18 protein-coding genes and 1 rRNA gene are annotated in these 18333 nt (G+C 63.8%); 13 read left to right on the forward strand and 6 right to left on the reverse strand.

The genetic code is table 11. From position 1 onward, the window contains the following. A 5S ribosomal RNA gene (rrf, locus tag ASH04_RS24080) occupies nucleotides 1-87 on the forward strand; the annotation flags it as partial. A gap of 131 nt (nucleotides 88-218) precedes the next feature. Next, nucleotides 219-821 (forward strand): DUF6188 family protein, encoded by a 603-nt coding sequence (locus tag ASH04_RS24085; RefSeq protein ID WP_057474747.1) that lies wholly within the window; start codon nucleotides 219-221, stop codon nucleotides 819-821. Here the strand turns inward: ASH04_RS24085 and ASH04_RS24090 are convergent. Continuing rightward, nucleotides 800-1549, reverse strand: coding sequence for a YqjF family protein (locus ASH04_RS24090; protein WP_235580085.1), 750 nt, complete (start codon nucleotides 1547-1549; stop codon nucleotides 800-802). The two genes, ASH04_RS24085 and ASH04_RS24090, sit on opposite strands and share 22 nt — an antisense overlap. 24 nt (nucleotides 1550-1573) lie before the next feature. After that, the gene (locus ASH04_RS24095) at nucleotides 1574-2242 is read right to left on the reverse strand and encodes an SIMPL domain-containing protein (protein WP_057474748.1); all 669 of its coding nucleotides are present in this window, start codon (nucleotides 2240-2242) and stop codon (nucleotides 1574-1576) included. An 86-nt stretch (nucleotides 2243-2328) separates the two neighbouring features. Here ASH04_RS24095 and ASH04_RS24100 point away from each other — a divergent pair, with 86 nt between their 5' ends. Beyond that, nucleotides 2329-3321: an isopenicillin N synthase family dioxygenase gene (locus tag ASH04_RS24100; protein WP_057474896.1), complete on the forward strand. Its 993-nt coding sequence runs from the start codon at nucleotides 2329-2331 to the stop codon at nucleotides 3319-3321. On the opposite strand, the gene ASH04_RS24105 is transcribed toward ASH04_RS24100, so the two are convergent. Further along, nucleotides 3315-3743 (reverse strand): DoxX family protein, encoded by a 429-nt coding sequence (locus ASH04_RS24105; protein ID WP_057474897.1) that lies wholly within the window; start codon nucleotides 3741-3743, stop codon nucleotides 3315-3317. The genes ASH04_RS24100 and ASH04_RS24105 overlap by 7 nt on opposite strands. A 34-nt stretch (nucleotides 3744-3777) precedes the next feature. On the opposite strand from ASH04_RS24105, the gene ASH04_RS24110 reads away from it, so the two are divergent. After that, nucleotides 3778-4869: a DNA polymerase IV gene (locus tag ASH04_RS24110; protein WP_057474898.1), complete on the forward strand. Its 1092-nt coding sequence runs from the start codon at nucleotides 3778-3780 to the stop codon at nucleotides 4867-4869. A 1-nt stretch (nucleotide 4870) separates the two neighbouring features. Here the strand turns inward: ASH04_RS24110 and ASH04_RS24115 are convergent, their stop codons facing one another. After that, nucleotides 4871-5563 carry a TerD family protein gene (locus ASH04_RS24115; RefSeq protein WP_032369113.1) on the reverse strand — a complete coding sequence of 231 codons (693 nt, stop codon included), beginning with the start codon at nucleotides 5561-5563 and terminating at the stop codon, nucleotides 4871-4873. Nucleotides 5564-5703: 140 nt separating this feature from the next. Between ASH04_RS24115 and ASH04_RS24120 the strand changes: the two genes are divergently transcribed. Further along, nucleotides 5704-7182, forward strand: coding sequence for a carboxylesterase/lipase family protein (locus ASH04_RS24120; RefSeq protein WP_057474749.1), 1479 nt, complete (start codon nucleotides 5704-5706; stop codon nucleotides 7180-7182). A 47-nt stretch (nucleotides 7183-7229) separates the two neighbouring features. Here the strand turns inward: ASH04_RS24120 and ASH04_RS24125 are convergent, their stop codons facing one another. Next, nucleotides 7230-8981: a pyruvate dehydrogenase gene (locus tag ASH04_RS24125; RefSeq protein ID WP_057474750.1), complete on the reverse strand. Its 1752-nt coding sequence runs from the start codon at nucleotides 8979-8981 to the stop codon at nucleotides 7230-7232. Nucleotides 8982-9264: 283 nt separating this feature from the next. Here ASH04_RS24125 and ASH04_RS24130 point away from each other — a divergent pair, with 283 nt between their 5' ends. Genes ASH04_RS24130 through ASH04_RS24145 form a run of 4 tightly spaced genes read left to right on the forward strand, consistent with a single transcriptional unit; the run spans nucleotide 9265 to nucleotide 13469 of the window. Then, the gene (locus ASH04_RS24130; RefSeq protein ID WP_051365410.1) at nucleotides 9265-10002 is read left to right on the forward strand and encodes a GntR family transcriptional regulator; all 738 of its coding nucleotides are present in this window, start codon (nucleotides 9265-9267) and stop codon (nucleotides 10000-10002) included. 33 nt (nucleotides 10003-10035) lie between these two features. Next, on the forward strand, nucleotides 10036-11037 hold the full coding sequence (locus tag ASH04_RS24135; RefSeq protein WP_027497883.1) for an ADP-ribosylglycohydrolase family protein: 1002 nt from the start codon (nucleotides 10036-10038) through the stop codon (nucleotides 11035-11037). A 30-nt stretch (nucleotides 11038-11067) separates the two neighbouring features. Further along, nucleotides 11068-12534, forward strand: a complete 1467-nt coding sequence (locus ASH04_RS24140; protein WP_027497882.1) for a purine-cytosine permease family protein — start codon at nucleotides 11068-11070, stop codon at nucleotides 12532-12534. After that, the gene (locus ASH04_RS24145; RefSeq protein ID WP_235580086.1) at nucleotides 12531-13469 is read left to right on the forward strand and encodes a PfkB family carbohydrate kinase; all 939 of its coding nucleotides are present in this window, start codon (nucleotides 12531-12533) and stop codon (nucleotides 13467-13469) included. Before ASH04_RS24140 ends, ASH04_RS24145 begins: the two co-directional genes overlap by 4 nt. Here ASH04_RS24145 and ASH04_RS24150 read toward each other — a convergent pair. Further along, on the reverse strand, nucleotides 13458-14495 hold the full coding sequence (locus tag ASH04_RS24150; protein ID WP_057474751.1) for a LacI family DNA-binding transcriptional regulator: 1038 nt from the start codon (nucleotides 14493-14495) through the stop codon (nucleotides 13458-13460). The genes ASH04_RS24145 and ASH04_RS24150 overlap by 12 nt on opposite strands. Nucleotides 14496-14606: 111 nt before the next feature. Here ASH04_RS24150 and ASH04_RS24155 point away from each other — a divergent pair, with 111 nt between their 5' ends. The 4 genes from ASH04_RS24155 to ASH04_RS24170 all read left to right on the forward strand — a co-directional run bounded on the left by ASH04_RS24155 (nucleotide 14607) and on the right by ASH04_RS24170 (nucleotide 18332). After that, entirely contained in the window at nucleotides 14607-15641 is a 1035-nt protein-coding gene (locus ASH04_RS24155) for a formamidase (protein ID WP_057474752.1), read from the forward strand. Between the two features lie 159 nt (nucleotides 15642-15800). Continuing rightward, nucleotides 15801-16433, forward strand: coding sequence for a flavin reductase family protein (locus tag ASH04_RS24160; protein ID WP_082519408.1), 633 nt, complete (start codon nucleotides 15801-15803; stop codon nucleotides 16431-16433). Further along, nucleotides 16430-17323 carry a carbon-nitrogen hydrolase family protein gene (locus ASH04_RS24165; protein WP_057474753.1) on the forward strand — a complete coding sequence of 298 codons (894 nt, stop codon included), beginning with the start codon at nucleotides 16430-16432 and terminating at the stop codon, nucleotides 17321-17323. The genes ASH04_RS24160 and ASH04_RS24165 overlap by 4 nt, the downstream gene beginning before the upstream one ends. Next, on the forward strand, nucleotides 17301-18332 hold the full coding sequence (locus ASH04_RS24170) for a hypothetical protein (RefSeq protein WP_027497879.1): 1032 nt from the start codon (nucleotides 17301-17303) through the stop codon (nucleotides 18330-18332). Before ASH04_RS24165 ends, ASH04_RS24170 begins: the two co-directional genes overlap by 23 nt. The last annotated feature ends 1 nt before the right edge of the window (nucleotide 18333 follow it).

Raw genomic sequence — 18333 nt, forward strand, 5'->3', positions numbered from 1 at the left:
GGTCCCATTCCGAACCCGGAAGCTAAGCCCTCCAGCGCCGATGGTACTGCACTCGACAGGGTGTGGGAGAGTAGGACACCGCCGAACACAACATCCCAAAATGCCCTGACCTCACGGTCAGGGCATTTTGCATTCGAAACCACTACCCACACAACACAATCGAAAGAACGCGTCCGCACTGTGTACCGCGCTGGATTCGTGTGGCACAGTCGTGTTCGATGAAACTTCCCGTCGACGGCCAGCGCGTCCACAAGGTTCTGCTCGATTTCGACCTGACCATCGAATTCGACAGCGGTGCCACTGTCGCGTTCAGTGAAGTCGTCGTCGATGATCTTGTGGTCGACGAAGACAATCAATTCGAGGGACTCAGGGCGTTCGCCGTGTTACTCGGTCTAGTCTGCGATGACGCCGAGTTCGACGAATCCGGTGTTCTCCGTCTGACATTCGACGGACGGACGCGAGTTGTGGCCCATCCACGACCGGAGGTCGAGTCGTGGGAATTCTGTGCGGCCGACGGGTCGACCGTGCTGTGTGGTGCCGAGGGCAGCGTCGAATCGTGGCCGGCACCGCCGCACCGAAGCGACGAAGTATCCACTCGGGAGGGTCTGCCCTCGATCGGTGCGACCGTCGTTCGTATATCTATCGGCGACGATGCCTCCGTAGAATTCTCCGAGGGAACCTGCCTGAATTTCGATCTACCGCTCGACGCGGGTTACTTGGTGCTTCGGGAGAGCGTTACTGCCAGTTCCGACGCGGGCGGAGACTGGGTCGTCGAGTTGTCGTCGGGGCACGTCATCTTCTACCGACCACGCACCACATAGGGCTTGCCGAACTGAGTTGCGACACCGTCCGAGTACAGCACCGAGTCGGGTGGTCGAGTACTGACCCCCGGAAGACCCGCAGCGGCAACCAATTGATCCGAGCAGTGGGTCAGTTCCGCGTCGACCAGGGCCCAATGTCGATGCACGTTCGGCACGTACAGCAGGCGTCCGCCCAGCGCGGTGTGCAGTCCCCACCGCGCGGTGAGGAAGACCGCCAGCGGGTCGTCGGACATGTCGCGTGTGCCCCGCACGATGCCGAAGTCCGTCGTCGCACCGCGCTTCGGCGGTGCCAGCCGTCGGCTTCGGTAGGAAATTGTCCGCTGGTCGTCGTCGATATCGATCGATGCCCACCGGTAGGGGATACGTGCGGCATTGGTGCCCACGACGACTGCGAGTCGGGTCGCCTCGAGGGAGCGAAAGACGACACCGCGTCGACCTTCTGCGTCGATCGAGTACAGCCGCACATTGATCTCGCCGAAGGTCCCGAAGTACGGCACCGGGTGCCGATATCCGAGACCGGCGCCGACCATGTGGAACCCGATGAGACCGACCCACGACGAACCGTCGAACTCGTCCGGTACGCACCCGTCCGGGAACAGCGGCGCGACGACCGAACTCGGTACTCGCCAGTGCAGGAAAACGAGTCGTTCCCACCGCTGGTCCATCAGAATCGGACGAGGCAACAGCGGTGGCCGGGGCCAGAGGCGTCGGGCATCGTCGCGGTTCATGTACTCGAGGGTAGGCGCGCCACGTCAGGAGGCGGTGAATCTGGCGTGCACGCTGGCGGAGATCGTGATGTTCTCGGGCTTCAGGGCTAACGCGGCGGGCCCGGATTGTGCGGCAAGCATGCGGTGGGACGGCTCGGTGACGCCGCGTTCGGCAGACCCCGTCAGCAGTCCGGGATCGGCAACGGCCACGGCCGTCACATTCACCCTTCCCAGGCTCGACGCGTAGGCCTCTGCCTTGGACACAGCATCCTGCACTGCACGTTCGCGGACCTCATGGGTGTGGGCTTTCCTGCTCGGTTCGGTGAGGTCCCAATCGAAGTGGTCGATCGAGACCCCGTCGAGAGCGGATGCCGCGTACACGAAGGCATCCACCAGGTCGAGTTGGCTGAACTTCACTTCGACGGACGCCTCGGCCTGATAGACGTACGGAAGTTGTTCGCCGTCCTGATTGAACGGACGGTGACGGGAACGCCGAACCTGATCGATGGTCCATCGATCGATCGGCCCGTGTTCACTGTTGTAAAGGGGTTCGATGAGGCGAGTGAGCTCACGTACGAGTTGCCCCGCAGGCTCCGACGCGGACTCGGCGCTGCGGCCGTCGGTACGCACCGTCAGGGACAACGTGCATTGTTCGGGTGGGTATGTCACCTCGCCGTGACCGACGACGGTGATGTCGAGTGCTTCCGGGCTCATGGCGTCCAGTCTGGCATCCAGGCACGGGGATTCATCGAATCTCAACAGTGCTGGCCGACGCGTCAGGTGCGGAGGACAATCGGGTCATGCTCCCTGTGCTCGATCTCGAGTCGTCCGAACACGACCCACAGACCTTCCGACGGGCTCTGCGCGAGGCAGCCCACGACTCGGGGTTCTTCTACCTCGTCGGACACGGCATCGGCACCGACCGGATGGCCGACGTGTTGCGTTCGGCGCGGGCATTCTTCGCGGTGCCCGACGCCGTCAAGGACGAGATCAGTCAACTGAAGAGCCCACACTTTCGCGGCTATTCGCGAGTGGGCGGCGAGCTGACCAACGGTCGGGTCGATTGGCGCGAGCAGATCGACATCGGTCCCGAGCGGCCGGCGATCGAGCACGCGCGGGGCTACTGGAATTTGCAGGGACCGAACCTGTGGCCGTCCCGGCCCGAGGGCTTCCGCGAGATGTTCGAGCAGTGGGAGCAGTCGGTGTCGCAGATCGGACTCGCGCTGCTCCGACATTGGGCGGCCTCTCTCGGCGCGGACGAGCACGTGTTCGACGACGCGTTCGGCACCGCGCCGGCAACGTTGATGAAAGTCGTGCGCTACCCGGGGACGCCGGATCACTCACAGGGTGTGGGTGCGCACAAGGATTCTGGGGTGTTGACGCTGCTCCTGGTCGAACCCGACTCGGCCGGGTTGCAGGTGGAGACGACCACGGATACCTGGGTCGATGTGCCACCTCTGGAGGGCGCATTCATCGTCAACATCGGTGAGCTGTTGGAAGTGGCGACGGGCGGCTACCTCCGCGCGACGCGGCATCGGGTGATCGCCCCCGGGCCGGGTACCGACCGGGTATCGGTGCCGTACTTTCTCAGTCCCGCACTCGATGCCGTCGTACCGATCATCACGCTGCCACCGGAACTGGCACGGCACTCACGTGGCGTCGAGGACGATCCCGCCAACCCCATCTACGACACCTACGGGGCGAACGCCTGGAAATCCCGTACGCGCGCACATCCCGACGTGGCTCTGTTACACCACGGCATCGTTCCCGCCGGGCACAGCTCCGCTCAGTGACGCTGTCTGCGACCCTCATTCGAGGCGCGCCACTGTGCCCAGGCACCGGTGCACCACAGCGCCCACACGATCAGAAGAGGTTGGAACAGCAGTCGGATGCCGCGTGCGGCATCGGAGTCGAGACCGAACGCGTCGGTGTGCGTGACGAATTGAGAGATGTTTCCCGGGAAGACGGCGACGAAGAAGGCGGCCACCACCCATCCCACGAGCACTGAGCGAGCAGTCCAGAACAGGAGCGCAAGACCGAGAACGATCTCGACGACTCCCGAAGCCAGGACGACGACGTCGGTGTCGACGGGCATCCATGTCGGTACCTGGGCCGCGAAGGTGCTGCGTGCCCAGAACAGATGGCTCAGACCGGCGAAGACGAGAAATGCTCCCAGCACGATCCGGCCGATGGTCCGAGATATCGATTTCGTCATTGCGCCATGAGACACCACGGGCACACTGGTGACCATGACCGGGACCACCACGACCGAGCATGCGTCGACCGATGCCACTCGGCGGCGCTGGGTACTGCACGTCGATCTCGACCAATTCATCGCAGCGGTCGAGGTGCTGAGGAACCCCGAACTCGTGGGCAAAGCCGTGGTGGTCGGCGGCAGGGGAGATCCGACCGAGCGTGGGGTGGTGTCGACGGCGTCCTACGAGGCACGGGCGAAGGGCGTCGGATCCGGAATGCCGCTGCGGATCGCAGCGAAGAAGATTCCCGACGCCGTTTTTCTTCCCGTCGACAAGCCGGCATACGACGAGGCGTCGGCGACGGTGATGGACACGCTGCGTTCCCTCGGGGTGGTGGTGGAGGTGATCGGCTGGGACGAGGCCTTCCTGGGCGTCGAGACCGACGATCCGAGGACATTCGCCAGGACCGTGCACGACGCGGTGTTCGGTGCGACCGGGCTGCATTGCTCGGTCGGGATCGGAGACAACAAGCTTCGAGCGAAGATCGCCACCGATTTCGACAAGCCTCAGGGTATCTACCAACTCACCCAGGACAATTGGTACGAGGTGATGGGAGAGCGCGGCACCGATGCGCTGTGGGGAATCGGCAAGAAGATCTCCACCCGGCTTGCTGCACTCGGTATCACCACCGTCCGTGAATTGGCCGATGCGGACGACGCAGACCTTGCCGCGGCGTTCGGGCCGAAGATCGGGCCGTGGCTCGGTACGAAGGGGCGGGGGATCGAGCTGTCTCCGGTGACGTCCGAACCGTGGGTCGCGCGATCACACAGTCGGGAAGTCACGTTCCAAACCAACGTCGCCGACTGGACCGTGATCAGGGCCGAGGTCGCGAATTTGACGTCGAAGGTGCTCGCAGACATCGAAAGCGAGAACCGGCCTGCGGTCCGCGCGGCCTTGAAGATTCGGTATGCCCCCTTCGAGACGCATACCGTCAGCGCGCCGATCGCGGGCCCGCCTACCTTCGATTCTGCGATTCTAACGTCGGCCGCGGTGGCGCTGGTGGATCGGCTCGACCACAGCCGAGAGGTTCGCTTGATCGGTGTGCGACTGGAAATGGTTCCGCCGCAGCCGAAACCAGCGTCCTAGTTCACTTTCGGCCGGCAGCCCACTTCATTCCCCAGCCGTACTTCTTGTCGAGATCGGCTTGGCTGCCCTGGATGTACTCCACCTCGCGCGTCACGGTGATCCCGGCGGACGTGTTCTGCAGTAACGCGATCGAGCAGATTCGCGCCGAGTTCTCGGCCGAGTCCAGGCGAACCTCCACCTGCGGGCCGCTGGTGGGGTACAGGGTCACCACGCCGTCGACCGCAGCCCAGTTGGGTGCGCCGTCGTAGATCATCGCGAAGATCAGGATGCGCGTGAATTTGTCGGGGTCGGCGAGATTGATGTGCATGTTCTCCCCGCCGCTGACCGAACCCGAGCGGTCGTCGCCGTCGAGCGCGATGAACGGCGGCTGCTGCAACGAACCGAAGCTGTTTCCCAGTGCCTGAACGACGCCCTTGGAACCGTCGCGCAGCTCGTAGAGACAGCCGAGGTCGAGGTCCACCCCTCCGGTGCCGTACGACGCGGCAGCCAGCTTCGCCAGAAAGCCCTTCTTCTTCGGTTGCGCGGCAGGTGCCCCACTCGACCAGTTGAGGTTCACCCGCATCGACCCCTGCTTCTCACCGGACTTGGTCAAACTGATGGTGGGTGACGCCTTGGACAGCGTCACCTTGCTCAGATTCACCGACGCGGCGGGCTGGGCGGGCTGAGAGGGCTTGCGGGTGTAGTCGATGGCCATCGTGGAGCCTTCCGAAACGGTCGAGTTCCGGATCGCGATGTCCGGTTTGGGCGGTCCGTCGAGAATAACCGCAACCGGGGTCGACGACGTGGGCCGGGAGTGCACTATGGAGTTCTCACGTTCGAAACCGAAAGGAACCGATGAACCCGGTCGTAGAGGTCGCGCAAGGGAAACTCAGTGGTCGCACAGTTGAGGGGGTGAGTGCCTTCAAGGGAATCCCGTACGCGGCACCGCCCTTCGGTGCACACCGCTTTCAGGCACCACAGCAACCCGAGTCGTGGGAGGGCGTCCGGCAGGCCACCGAATTCGGCCCGACGGCTCCCAAACCCGGATTTCCCAGCCCGATCGACCAGATTCTGTCCGAGGTGGCGATCAACGGAGACGATTGCCTGAACGTGAATGTCTGGACGCCCGACGTCGAGGCTGCGGGGTTGCCGGTACTGGTATGGATTCACGGTGGGTCGTTCACCAACGGTAGCGGCGCGGTACCCACCTACGACGGCACCGCCTTCGCCCGCGACGGAATCGTGTGCGTCACCATCAACTACCGATTGGGCGTCGACGGATTCCTGGCGATCGACGGAGCGCCCGCCAACCGCGGTCTGCTGGATCAGGTTGCGGCGCTCGAATGGGTGGCCGCCAACATTGCGGCGTTCGGCGGCGACCCCGCCCAGGTGACGGTTGCGGGGGAGTCGGCGGGCGCGATGAGTGTGGGCACGCTGCTGTCGATGCCCCGCGCGAAGGGGCTGTTCGGCCGCGCCATCCTGCAGAGCGGCGGCGGGCACCATGTGCTGACGGAGGAGACCGCAAAAAAGGTGACCGCGGCGTTGGCGTCGGACCTCGGTGTGGAACCCACCGTCGACGGCTTCGGTTCGGTGCCGGTGGCAGACTTGACGGCCGCGCAGACCGCGCTGTCGAATCGTATTGCCAAGCAACCCGATCCGCGTCTGTGGGGCGAGCTGGTCCTCAACGTCATGGCGTACGAGCCGCACATCGACGGGGACGTGGTGCCGGCCCGGCCGATCGATGCGATCGCCGCCGGCTCCACCACAGACGTCGAGATCATGGTCGGATCCAACTCCGACGAACATGCGCTGTTCTTCGTACCCAGCGGGGTGTTCCGGCACATCGACGAGAATCTGCTGCGAATGGCCATGGCGGGCATGGGCGCCGACGCGGACCGGGTGCTCGAGCTTTACCGCGCCGACACACCCGACGCCACCGCAGGTGAGGTCATGATGGCCGCGATGACCGACTGGTTCTTCCGAATTCCTGTCATCCGTATCGCCGAGGCTCGTTCGGGTTCCGCGACGTATATGTACGAATTCGCTTGGCCGTCACCGTCGTACGAGGGCAAGCTGGGTGCCTGCCATGCAATCGAGATCCCGTTCGTCTTCGACAACCTCGCCGAGGGCACCGGAGGTTTGCTCCTCGGGCCGAACCCTCCGCAGAAACTCGCCGACCGGACTCACCGCGCCTGGGTGGACTTCGTCACGGCAGGCGACCCGGGCTGGGCCCCGTACGGGTCGGAGCGAACGGTCATGACATTCGACGAGGAGTCGGCTTCGGTGCAGGATCCTCGTGCGGCGCAGCGGGAGCTGTGGGACAAGATCCGGTAGACGACAGCACCGGTGGTACATGCCGTACCACCGGTGCTGGGTCTCGATCAGGGACGCGGAACGTTACGCAGGTTCGACTTCGCCATCCGAACTGCTTCTCCTACACCGCCGTTGAGAACCACCTTGCTCATCGCGAGCGCGAAGCCCTTGAGCTGCTCGCCGGTGAGGGTCGGCGGCACCGACAGTGCCAGCGGATCGGTGATCAGTTGCACCAGGGCAGGCCCGTCCGTGGCGAACGCGGTTTCGAGTGCGCCGCGAATATCACCCGGCTGGTCTACGCGCTGCGCGTGAATGCCCGCAGCCTTGGCGATTCCGGTGTAGTCGACCTGTGGCACGTCTACACCGAAGTCGGGGAGGCCGTCGACGAGCATCTCGGCCTTGACCATGCCCAGGGTCGAGTTGTCGAACATGACGATCTTCACCGGCAACTTGTACATCGCCACGGTGAGGAGTTCGGAGAGCATCATCGAGAATCCACCGTCACCCGAGATGGAGACGACCTGACGGCCCGGGTGCGCGAACTGCGCGCCGATGGCGTGCGGTAGCGCGTTGGCCATCGAGCCGTGCAGCATCGATGCGACGAAAGCTCTTTTGCCGGTGGGGTTGATGTATCGGGCGGTCCACACGTTGCACATACCGGTATCGGTGGTGAACACGGCATCGTCGTCGGCCAGATCGTCGAGCACGGACGCGGCGAACTCGGGATGGATCGGCACGAGCTTCTCGGCATTGCGGGTGTACGCGCCGACTGTCTTGCCCATCAGATCGTTGTGCTTGTCCAACCACTTCTCTGCGTACCGGCGATCGGTCTTGCGAGTGACCAACGGCTGCAACGCGTTCAGAGTTGCACGCACGTCTCCGTGGATGGGGTACTTCACCGAGGTACGGCGACCCAACTTGGTCGGATCGATGTCGATCTGCGCGGTCGCGACATCCTCGGGAAGAAACTGTTGGTACGGAAAGTCGGTGCCGAGCAGGATGAGCAGATCGGCGTCGTGGATACCGGCGTGCGCAGCTCCGTAGCCGAGTAGACCGGTCATGCCGACGTCGTACGGGTTGTCGTACTGGATGAACTCCTTGCCGCGCAACGAATGTCCGACGGGAGCGCCGATGGTGTCGGCGAATGCCACGACCTCGTCGTGGGCACCCTTGACGCCGTAGCCGGCGAAGATCGCGACCTTCTCGGCATTGTTGATGGCGTCGGCCAGCTGTTGGATGTCGGCGGCGGGCGGAGTGACGACGGGAGTCGACGGAATGGCGATGGGATCCATTGCGCCGGCAGCGGACAGCTCGGCGATGTCACCGGGGAGCGTCACCACCGATACTCCGCCGCCGGTGATCGCTGCGTTGATCGCAGCGCGGAAGACGCGCGGTGCTTGCTCGGCGGTGGAGACGAACTCGTTGTACAGCGAGCATTCGACGAACAGGCGATCGGGGTGCGTCTCCTGGAAGTACCCCGACCCGATCTCGCTGCTGGGAATGTGGGATGCGATCGCGAGAACCGGTGCGCCGGAACGGTGTGCGTCGAACAGCCCGTTGATCAGATGCAGGTTACCCGGTCCGCAGGAGCCGGCGCACACGGCGAGGGTGCCGGTGGTCTGCGCGTCCGCCGATGCCGCGAACGCCGCGGCTTCCTCGTGGCGAACATGGATCCAGTCGATGCCGCCCTTGGCCGACCCTCCGGTCCGACGCACCGCGTCGACCACCGGGTTGAGACTGTCGCCGACGATTCCGTAGATGCGCCGAACTCCGGCGTCGACGAGTCCGCGAACGAGTTGATCGGCCACTGTGGTGGACATAGTTTTTCTCCTCGGATGTAGTAGCGCGCCTCGGGGTCGATGTGCCCTGTGCGCATTCTCGACGCCTTCCCGGCGCCGAGGGTGTACGAAACATAGAAGTGCAGCGCGATCGCTACCGCAAGAGCAAAGCCCAGGTAGAGGCCCGACGCGATCTCCGTCACGTGGCGAAATTCCTGCCAGCACTCATCGAAGACTGGGGCTGTCCTGACGTGCTGTCTGCCGATGGCGACATTCAAATGAACAGGCTCTGTACAGGTTCATTCTTGGGATGTACGGTACTGACATGACCGAGCCCGCTATGACTCAGCGCACACCGGAACGCGCACGGCACAAGCGCCAACAGGTACTCGCCTCGCTCAAGAACACCATCGAGTCCGGCGATATCCCCTCAGGCTCGTTTTTGCCCGGAGAGAACGACCTTGCCCGCGAGTTCTCGGTCAGTCGCGGAACCATCCGATCGGCGCTCAGCGAGTTGGAAGAACAGAACCTCATCCAAAAGCGAAGCGGCATAGGATCACTCGTCACCTTCGATGGTCATCAGATCGAGACTGCGGACGGATGGGCGCGGGCCCTGTCCTCCGCGGGCGTCGAGATGCACACCCGCACTCTCCGGGTCGAGCGCATCGTCGACCCCGAGTTGGCAGCCGAGGCCGGTACTTCCACGTTGAACTTCGTTGCCGTCGACCGAGTGCGGCACGTGGTCGACGGGCGACCGGTGTCGCTGGAGCGTAGCCGTGTTCCGGCGCTCGGTTCGCTTGCGGACCTGCCCGAGAACGGATTGGTAGAAGAATCGCTGACGGCAACCTTGAGGTCTGCGGGGCTCGTGGCTGCCAGCGGCGAGCAATGGGTCTCGGTGGTTCCCGTCGACGCGGCCGATGCAGCCGTTCTCGAAGTGCCGGTGGGCACCCCGTACCTGCACAGCATTCGTGTCAGTCGAGACGCGTCGGGTCGGTTCGTCGAGAAGGTCGTCAGCCTGCTCGCGCCCGACCGATTTCGGCTCCATCTCACTTTCAATTCCTGACCGATGACCCCACTCTCTGCGAGGACTGTTTCGATGTCTGCTTCACGCGATCGCGCCCTCGGGGCTTTCTATGGCCTGGCGCTGGGAGACGCGCTGGGAATGCCGACGCAATCGATGTGTCGCGGGGACATTGCTGAGGATTACGGCCAACTACGCGGATTCGTTGCCGCCGGTCCCCGTCAGCGGATCGCGCACGGCATGTCGGCGGGCTCGATCACCGACGACACCGAACAGGCGATCATGTTGGCCCAGTTGATCATCGACGGTGACGGTAGGGTCGATCCCTCGGCTTTCGCCCGCGCCTTGATCGCGTGGGAGTCCGAGATGTCCGCGCGCGGATCTTTGGACCTGCTCGGACCGTCGACCAAGCGAGCTGTGGAACGAATACTCGACGGCTCCGACCCGAACGAGGCGGGCAAGTTCGGCAGCACCAACGGTGCGGCCATGCGAATCACACCTGCGGCAATTGCGGCATCGTTGGACGGCGGTATCGCGCCGTTCGTCGACGCGATCTACAGTTGCAGTTTCGTCACCCACAACACGTCACTCGGAATAGCCTCCGCCGCAGCGGTTGCCGGAGCCATCAGCGCCGGGATCGCGGGTGCGGAATTGCACGAGGCGGTCGACATCGGTGTCGCCGCCGCCACCGAGGGGGCCACCCGGGGATATTGGGTCGCCGGTGGAAACATCGCAGCCCGTATTCGTTGGGCAGTCGAGCTGGTCGGCAAGTCCGCCGACCGGCCCATCACGGACACAGTGGCAGACGTCATCGGCACGTCCGTCGCGTCACAGGAATCAGTGGTAGCGGCCTTCGCTCTGGCCGTTGCGTACGACGACCCTTGGGACGTCGTACTGGCAGCCGCCACCATCGGCGGCGACACCGACACGATCGCAGCAATAGCCGGCGCAATTCGCGGTGCCGTCGGCGGCCTGGCAGCGTGGCCCGGCGAAGCGATACGAACGGTAACCGACGTGAACAAGCTCGATCTGGAGCCCATCGTCGACCGACTGCTTGCTCTCCGTAACACGAACTGACACAGTTCGACTCACCCTTGGAGCACAACCATGACCTCATCCGCTTCCACGTCTGCATCGGATACGACAGTCGACGTATTGTCCCTGGAAACTCGGGGGATCGAGCCAGTCCCGGACGACGAGCGCAACGGTAATCCGCTGCAGTTGTTCTGGGTGTGGTTCGCCGCGAACATTTCCATTCTCGGTCTACCGCTCGGGGCTACCCTGGTGGTCTTCACCGGTCTGAATATCTGGCAAGCATTGATTGTCGCCCTGGTGGGCGCGGCGGGTTCGTTCGCCATCGTTGGAATCGTGTCGATTGCCGGTAAACGTGGCGGGGCACCGAGTCTCACGTTGTCGCGGGCCACCTTCGGGGTTCGCGGAAACATCGGCCCCACACTGGTCTCGCTGATGTCGCGACTCGGCTGGGAAACCGTCAACACCACGACCGCGGCATTCGTGTTGCTGTCGATCTTCACACTGATCTTCGGTGGATCCGGCGTCGCGAAGGATCATGCCGTCGTCACGATCGTCTCCATCGTCGTCTTCATCGTGCTCACACTGGTGGTCAGCGGTCTGGGGCATGCGGCGATCCTCGTCATCCAACGCTGGTCCACGTGGATTTTCGGTGCGCTGAACATCTTCGTCGCAATCTTCCTGATCGCCACCGTCGACTGGACTGCAGTGACCAGTACCCCGGCCGGATCCATCAGTGCGATGGTCATCGGTGTCGGAACCATCGCTGCTGGAACAGGTATCGGTTGGGCGAATGCCGGAGCCGACATGTCGCGATATCAACGAAAGAGTGTGGGAGCCGGCTCGTTGGTGCTGTCCAGCGCGGCCGGAGCCGGAATTCCCCTCGTTCTGCTGATCGGACTCGGCGCGCTGCTGTCGGCAGGCGACAACAGCCTTGCGTCCGCATCGGATCCGGTTGCGGCAATCCGAGAAATTCTGCCGGCCTGGATGGCCGTTCCGTATCTGATCACCGCATTCGGCGGATTGCTGTTGTCCAACCATCTTTCGGTGTATTCGGCCAGTCTCACCACGTTGACCCTCGGTTTCCGGATCAAGCGGGTCTATGCGGTCGGAGTCGACGTCTTCGTCACGTTCGTCGGCGCCATCTATTTCATGCTGATCTCCGACGGCTTCTACGGACCGTTCATCACCTTCATCTCGGTTCTCGCCGTACCTCTGACGGCATGGCTCGGTGTGTTCATGACGGACATGATCAAACGGAAGACGTACGACGCGGCATCGATCATGAACGTGGGCAACACCAGTCGCTACTGGTACACCGGCGGAGTCAACTGGTACGCCTTCGCGAGCTGGGCGGCGGGAATCGTGGTGGGCTTCCTGTTCACTGCGATCACGGTGGACGGCGACGTGATCTACACCGGACCGCTGTCCGGCAGCTGGATCGGTGACAACGGACTCGGCTGGGTGGCGTCGTTCGTGATCGCCGCCGGGCTCTATCTCGTCACCGGTGGAGCGCGGCGGACCGAGACGGTCTCTCGGTGAGTCCGCGACTGATCCATACCGGTCAGGTGATCGTCGACGTGGTGATGGCCGTACCCGAAGTGCCGGTTCCGGGAGGTGACGTCGTAGCGACGTCACTGAACGAGACCGCGGGCGGTGGACTCAACGTGATGGTCGCCGCGATTCGTGATGATCTGCCGGTGATCTTCGCCGGCAGATACGGGTCCGGTCACTATGGTTCGATCGTCCGCGAAGCTCTGTCCGCCAGCGGTGCCCGCATAGTCAATACCGCACCGTCTGAACAGGACTCGGGGTTCTGTATCGCCCTCGTCGATGCGAACACCGAGCGCACGTTCGTGACCTACCCGGGGGCCGAGGCGGAACTTGGTGTCGGGGACCTCGAGGCGGCAGGGGTGCGGAGTGCAGACTTGGTGTACGTCACCGGCTACGGGTTGGCGCACGAGAGCAACGCCGCAGCATTGACCGCGTGGCTTCCGACGCTTCCCGCAGACGTCACGGTGCTGTTCGATCCGTCCCCATTGATCGCCACGCTGAACCGCGACGTGGTGGACGCCGTTCTCGCCCTTGCCGACATCGTGAGCGTGAATCTACGCGAGGGCATGCTCATGACGGATGAGGTCGATATCGATTCCATCGCGGCCGAATTGGTGACGAGGGTGCGGCCCGATGCGGCGGTGGTACTCCGTACCGGTCCGGACGGTTGTCGAATCGCGGGCGGTAGACGAACGTCGCAATCGGTTCCGGGGTTCGAGGTGCAGGCGGTGGACTCGAACGGCGCGGGTGATGCTCACGCCGGGGTGTTGTTGGCAGGGCTGTCCCGTGGGCTCGGTCTGTACGACGCGGCACTGCGGGCCAATGCTGCTGCAGCACTTGCGGTCACCGAGCGAGGACCGGCGACGGCTCCGCCTCGGTCACGTACCGACGCGTTGATCCGCGGTCGTCCTCTAGACGGGTGAGAGACGACTCCGTCCTGGAACCGTCGAGTCGCGCACGACGAGGGTCGGTGTCAACGCCATCGAGGACACCGGAAGTCCATGGGTGACCGCCAGCAGCATCTCTGCTGCGCGCGTGCCGATTTCGCGGTGTGGGCTGTGAATCGTCGTCAACGGAACGGTCAACTCGCTGCAGATCGAGATGTCGTTGTAGCCGACGACGGCTACGTCGCGTCCTGGTTGCAGACCCGACTGACGCAGCACGCCGAGCACTCCGATGGCGCTGAAATCGTTGGTCGCGAAGATCGCTGTCGGGGGAGTCGGCAGCGACAGAAGGGCGCTCGCCCCGCGCCTTCCGGCATCGGGATCGAACCCCTCTTCCCGTACGTACTCGTCCGGAACGTCGATGCCTGCGTCGCGGAGGGCAGCGCGGCAGCCCTTCAAACGGTCGATTCCGGTGCTGGCCCACGCCGGGCCGGACACGATCCCCACTCGGGTGTGGCCCAGTCCGGCCAGGTGCTCACCGGCGAGGTAGCCGCCCCGATGGTCGTCGCACGTCACGGAGGTCATTCCCGGGTATCTACGGCTGATGAGCACGAACTTGATCCCTCGGCGCTGGAGGTTTTCGAGGTTCTCGCTGTCGAGGCGAGCATCACCGAAGATGAGGCCGTCGACGTTGCGGCCGAGCAACAGGTCGATGCGTCGACGCTGCTGAATCGGATCGTCGTGGGTGTTGGCGACGAAGGTTTCGTACCCGGCACGGTTAGCTGTTTCCTCGATGGCGTCGTACATCGCAGAGAGCACCACATCGGTCAATCGCGGGACGAGTACTCCGAACGCAGTGGATTTCTTGGTGGTCAAGCTCGCCGCGTTGGGGTTGGGGACGTAGTCCATATCGCGGGCCAGCTCGAACAATCGCAGATCTCCGGCGCTCGCACCGGCCGGGTCGAGCGCAACGCGTCGCAGAGCACGGGAGACGGTCGAAACATGCACTCCCGCAGCCGCTGCGACCGTTTTGAGCGTGACGCTCCCCGAACTGGTGCTGTCCACTGGCGGTTCCCCTCGATCCTCCGTCGGCGCTGCCCCGACCCCTGATGACCCCTAAGCTAGCACCGTGCGCAATCGTTTGCGCAACAAGTTGCCCCTAGGAACGGACAATAGATGACAGGTCTTGGTGGTCTCAATCCGTCGCCGACGTCACTCACGCTCGGCCTGGTTCAGCAGCAGGTTCCGCTGATCACGAGCTTGGACGATGTCGACGCGACGACCGATCGCGTGTGCAGGCAGCTGCGCGAGGCGAAGGCCGGGTTCGCGGCGCTCGACCTCGTGGTCTTCCCGGAGTACTCGCTGCACGGTCTACGCAAATCGTCGTGGGCGTCCGACGAGGTGATGTGCGACATGGACGGTCCGCAGGTGGAGCGATTGCGCGACGCGTGCCGTGAGTCGACGGTGTGGGGGTGCTTCAGCATCATGGAACGCAACCCCGGTGGAGCGCCGTTCAACTCAGGAGTAATCGTCGACGATCAGGGGGAGATTGCCCTGTACGTCCGCAAACTTCACCCCTGGACGCCCAAGGAGCCTTGGGAGCCCGGCGACATCGGTCTGCCGGTCTGCCCGGGACCGAAGGGTTCGGTGCTGTCGCTGTTGATCTGTCACGACGGAATGTTCCCCGAAGTCGCCCGTGAAGCGAGCTACCGCGGTGCCAACGTGTTGCTGCGCACGGCCGGCTACAAGTTCCCTCTTCGGCAGTCCTGGCGTATCACCAACGAGGCCAATGCATTCCACAACCTGGCGTACACGGCCTCGGTCTGTCTGGCGGGGGAGGACGGCAACGGCATCCCGTCGATGGGGGAGGCGATGGTGTGCGACTACGAAGGAACGATCATCGAGCGCGGCGATTCCACACCCGATCGGGTGGTGACCGTGTCGATCGAGCCGGCCAGGGCCGACGCGGCACGTCGCGAGTGGGGAGTGGAGAACAACATCTATCAACTGGGGCATCGTGGGTACACCGCGCTCGATGGAGGGGCGCGTGACTGCCCGTACACCTACGTCCGCGATCTCGCCGACGGAACCTACCGGGTTCCGTGGGAGGACGAGGTTCGCATTGTCGACGGGTCCTCGGAGGGGTACGGGCCGCCGCGTCGAGACGGCAGTCCGATCGATACGGCCAGGGCCGGGATGCGCGGCGAGTAAGGCGCAGGTTACGCAGCCGGTGCCCGTGTAACGGTGCCATTAATTGGTTTCGGATTTGTGGCCCAAAGCTCGACATCGACCGAGAATCCCCTCTATCGTCAGGGCAACGCAATCGGTTGCACGACCGGTTGCACAGCAAGCGAAAGAAGGCTCGTTTCGATGACTTCCCAGGTAGGCGACTCTCTGGAGCTCACGGATCGCACCCGCCACGACATCGAATCGATGTCGTCGGGGGATGTGTACAAACTGCTGTCCTGTGCGGTGCAGCCGCGTCCTATCGCCTGGATCTCGACGGTCTCCGGCGACGGCGTCCGCAACCTGGCGCCGTTCAGCTTCTTCAATGTCGCGTCGCGCAATCCGGCGACGCTGATGATCTCCATCGGTGAACGCATCGGATTCCCCGGAGAGTTCAAGGACACACTGGTCAACATTCGCGAGACCGGCGAATTCGTCGTCAACATTCCGTCCGCGGACACCGTGGATGCGGTGACCGCGAGTTTCGCCACCGTCGACGCCGACGTCGACGAGTTCGAGCTCTCGCGCATGACCGCAGTGCCGTCGGTGTCCGTCGCAGCCCCGTCGGTGCTCGAATCCCTGGTGTCTCTCGAATGCCGCACGATGCAGGAAATTGCGCTCGGCACGGACACTCTGGTGTTGGGGACCGTGACGGCGGTGACCAGCAGGCCTGGCCTGCTCACCGCCGACCTGCACGTCGATACTCTCGAACACCGTTTCCTCGGCAGACTGGCGGGCCCGTTCTACACCACCGACATGAACCGGGTGGCGCAGTGACTGCCTCGGCCCGTCTGCGCGGTGTCGACACCGCGGCGGTTGTCGACACCCTCGACATCGCTGTGGTGCAGACCGGTTCGCGGGTGGGAGCCTGGCAGCAGAACATCGACGCGGTGCGCTCGGAGGTGCAGGCTCTCGCCGCGGGCGGATCGAAGGTGATCGTTCTGCCCGAATTGTTCGCCAGCGGTTACGATCTCGACAGCATCGACACGATGGCCGAGTCCGTACCCGGTCGAACGTCGACCGCGCTCGGAGCGCTCGCCGCCGAAACCGACACCGTTCTGGTGACGGCCATCGCGTTTCGTGATGCCGACGGAGTCGTCTTCGACAGCTCACTCGTCGTGGGCCCGGGCGGTCTGCTCGCGTTGGGACACAAGCGTTTTCTGTGGGACCGAGAAAAATCGGTGTTCACTCCCGGCGCGGAGAGCGGACTGCTGGTCAGCACTCCGTTCGGCACCATCGGCGTCGTGATCTGCTACGAGGCAGGGTTCCCCGAGACGGTCCGCGACCTCGTCCAGCGAGGAGCCGAAGTGATCGCCGTACCGTCGGCATTCGGACACGTCCGTTTGCACGTGTGGAAGTTGCTCACCCGTTCCCGAGCACTCGAAAACGGCGTCGTCGTCGCGGCCGCCGGACTCACCGGACAGACCGGCGACGGCCCACGGTTCGCGGGCCACAGCGTCATCGTCGGACCGCAAGGACGCACCATCGTCGAGATGGACGAGAGCGTCGGATCGGTCTCGGCAACAGTGACTCGCCGTGAGTTGCTCGACGCACGCGACGAAATTCCTTATCTGAAAGACCTTGCCCGCCTGGGCGGAATCACCGAGAACGATTCAACCGAGAACCCTCACGAGAGGAACCGAGATGTTCGATCTGCGATCAGCTGATCTCCTGCGCGCGTTCACCCGTCAGCTCGAGCTGTGCAAAGTGCAGCCAGGAGAGCAGGTGGTGATTCTCGCGGAGCCTTCGAGCCGTGGGGATTACGTCTCGGCTGCCTTCGGAGCGGCTCAGAGTTTGGGGGCACAGGTACTTTCGGCCACCGTTCCCGGCGGCAGCCCGGCACCGATGCCGAGCACCCACACCGGTGCGGGCCCCGGTCTTGTGTCGGTCATGAACAGTTCGGTCGCACAGGACATGCTCAAGGGAGCCGATCTTGTGGTCGATCTGACCAGCGAGGGCTTCATCCACGCGCCCATCCAGCAAGAGATCTTGGCTGCCGGCACACGCATCATCTTCGTCTGCGATGCCCCGGACGTGCTTATCAGGAATATGCCGCAGGACGGCGACAAGGAGCGGGTCCAGGCAGGCGTCGATCTGATCCGCAACGGTTCGACCATGCGCATCACCAACGAAGCCGGTACCGATCTCACCGTGCAACTGAGCAATTCGCAGCCCGAGTTCCAGGTGGGCTTCGCCGACGACAAGGGCCGCTGGGATCACTGGCCGTCCACCATGGTGTTGTGTTGGCCGGAGATCTCGAACGGAAAGATCGTGCTGTCCGAGGGCGATATCTTGTTGCCGTTCAAGGAATACGTCCGGGACGAGACGACGCTGACGGTCACCAACGGCCACATCGACGAGGTGACCGGCGGCGGTGAAGCTGCACTGCTCAACATGTTCTTCGCCGACTCCAACGACAAGTGGGCGCGCTACCTGTCCCACATGGGCTGGGGCTTGATGAAGACCGGCGACTGGTTCGCGGCCGCGATGTACGGCAAGGACGACATCATGGGTATGGACGCGCGAGCGTTCGCCGGCAGCTTCCTGTGGTCCACCGGACCGCACCCTGTACTCGGCCGAGACTCATACGCACACCTCGACATCGGAATGCGCGCCTGCACGGTATCCATCGACGGCATCGACGTCGTCACCGAAGGTCGATTGGTGGAGAACTGAC

Origin of the sequence: Rhodococcus sp. Leaf233 (assembly GCF_001426165.1) — a bacterium.
In the GTDB taxonomy this organism is placed as follows: Bacteria; Actinomycetota; Actinomycetes; order Mycobacteriales; family Mycobacteriaceae; genus Rhodococcoides; species Rhodococcoides fascians.

Bases quoted from the DNA above. Each gene is read 5' to 3' on its own strand.
- ASH04_RS24170 (WP_027497879.1), top strand. From the start codon at position 17,301: ATGTTCGATCTGCGATCAGCTGATCTCCTGCGCGCGTTCACCCGTCAG.
- ASH04_RS24100 (WP_057474896.1), top strand. From the start codon at position 2,329: ATGCTCCCTGTGCTCGATCTCGAGTCGTCCGAACACGACCCACAGACC.
- ASH04_RS24090 (WP_235580085.1), bottom strand. From the start codon at position 1,549: ATGAACCGCGACGATGCCCGACGCCTCTGGCCCCGGCCACCGCTGTTG.
- ASH04_RS24095 (WP_057474748.1), bottom strand. From the start codon at position 2,242: ATGAGCCCGGAAGCACTCGACATCACCGTCGTCGGTCACGGCGAGGTG.
- ASH04_RS24085 (WP_057474747.1), top strand. From the start codon at position 219: ATGAAACTTCCCGTCGACGGCCAGCGCGTCCACAAGGTTCTGCTCGAT.
- ASH04_RS24115 (WP_032369113.1), bottom strand. From the start codon at position 5,563: ATGGCCATCGACTACACCCGCAAGCCCTCTCAGCCCGCCCAGCCCGCC.
- ASH04_RS24120 (WP_057474749.1), top strand. From the start codon at position 5,704: ATGAACCCGGTCGTAGAGGTCGCGCAAGGGAAACTCAGTGGTCGCACA.
- ASH04_RS24105 (WP_057474897.1), bottom strand. From the start codon at position 3,743: ATGACGAAATCGATATCTCGGACCATCGGCCGGATCGTGCTGGGAGCA.
- ASH04_RS24155 (WP_057474752.1), top strand. From the start codon at position 14,607: ATGACAGGTCTTGGTGGTCTCAATCCGTCGCCGACGTCACTCACGCTC.
- ASH04_RS24135 (WP_027497883.1), top strand. From the start codon at position 10,036: ATGTCTGCTTCACGCGATCGCGCCCTCGGGGCTTTCTATGGCCTGGCG.
- ASH04_RS24160 (WP_082519408.1), top strand. From the start codon at position 15,801: ATGACTTCCCAGGTAGGCGACTCTCTGGAGCTCACGGATCGCACCCGC.
- ASH04_RS24125 (WP_057474750.1), bottom strand. From the start codon at position 8,981: ATGTCCACCACAGTGGCCGATCAACTCGTTCGCGGACTCGTCGACGCC.
- ASH04_RS24130 (WP_051365410.1), top strand. From the start codon at position 9,265: ATGACCGAGCCCGCTATGACTCAGCGCACACCGGAACGCGCACGGCAC.
- ASH04_RS24140 (WP_027497882.1), top strand. From the start codon at position 11,068: ATGACCTCATCCGCTTCCACGTCTGCATCGGATACGACAGTCGACGTA.
- ASH04_RS24110 (WP_057474898.1), top strand. From the start codon at position 3,778: ATGACCGGGACCACCACGACCGAGCATGCGTCGACCGATGCCACTCGG.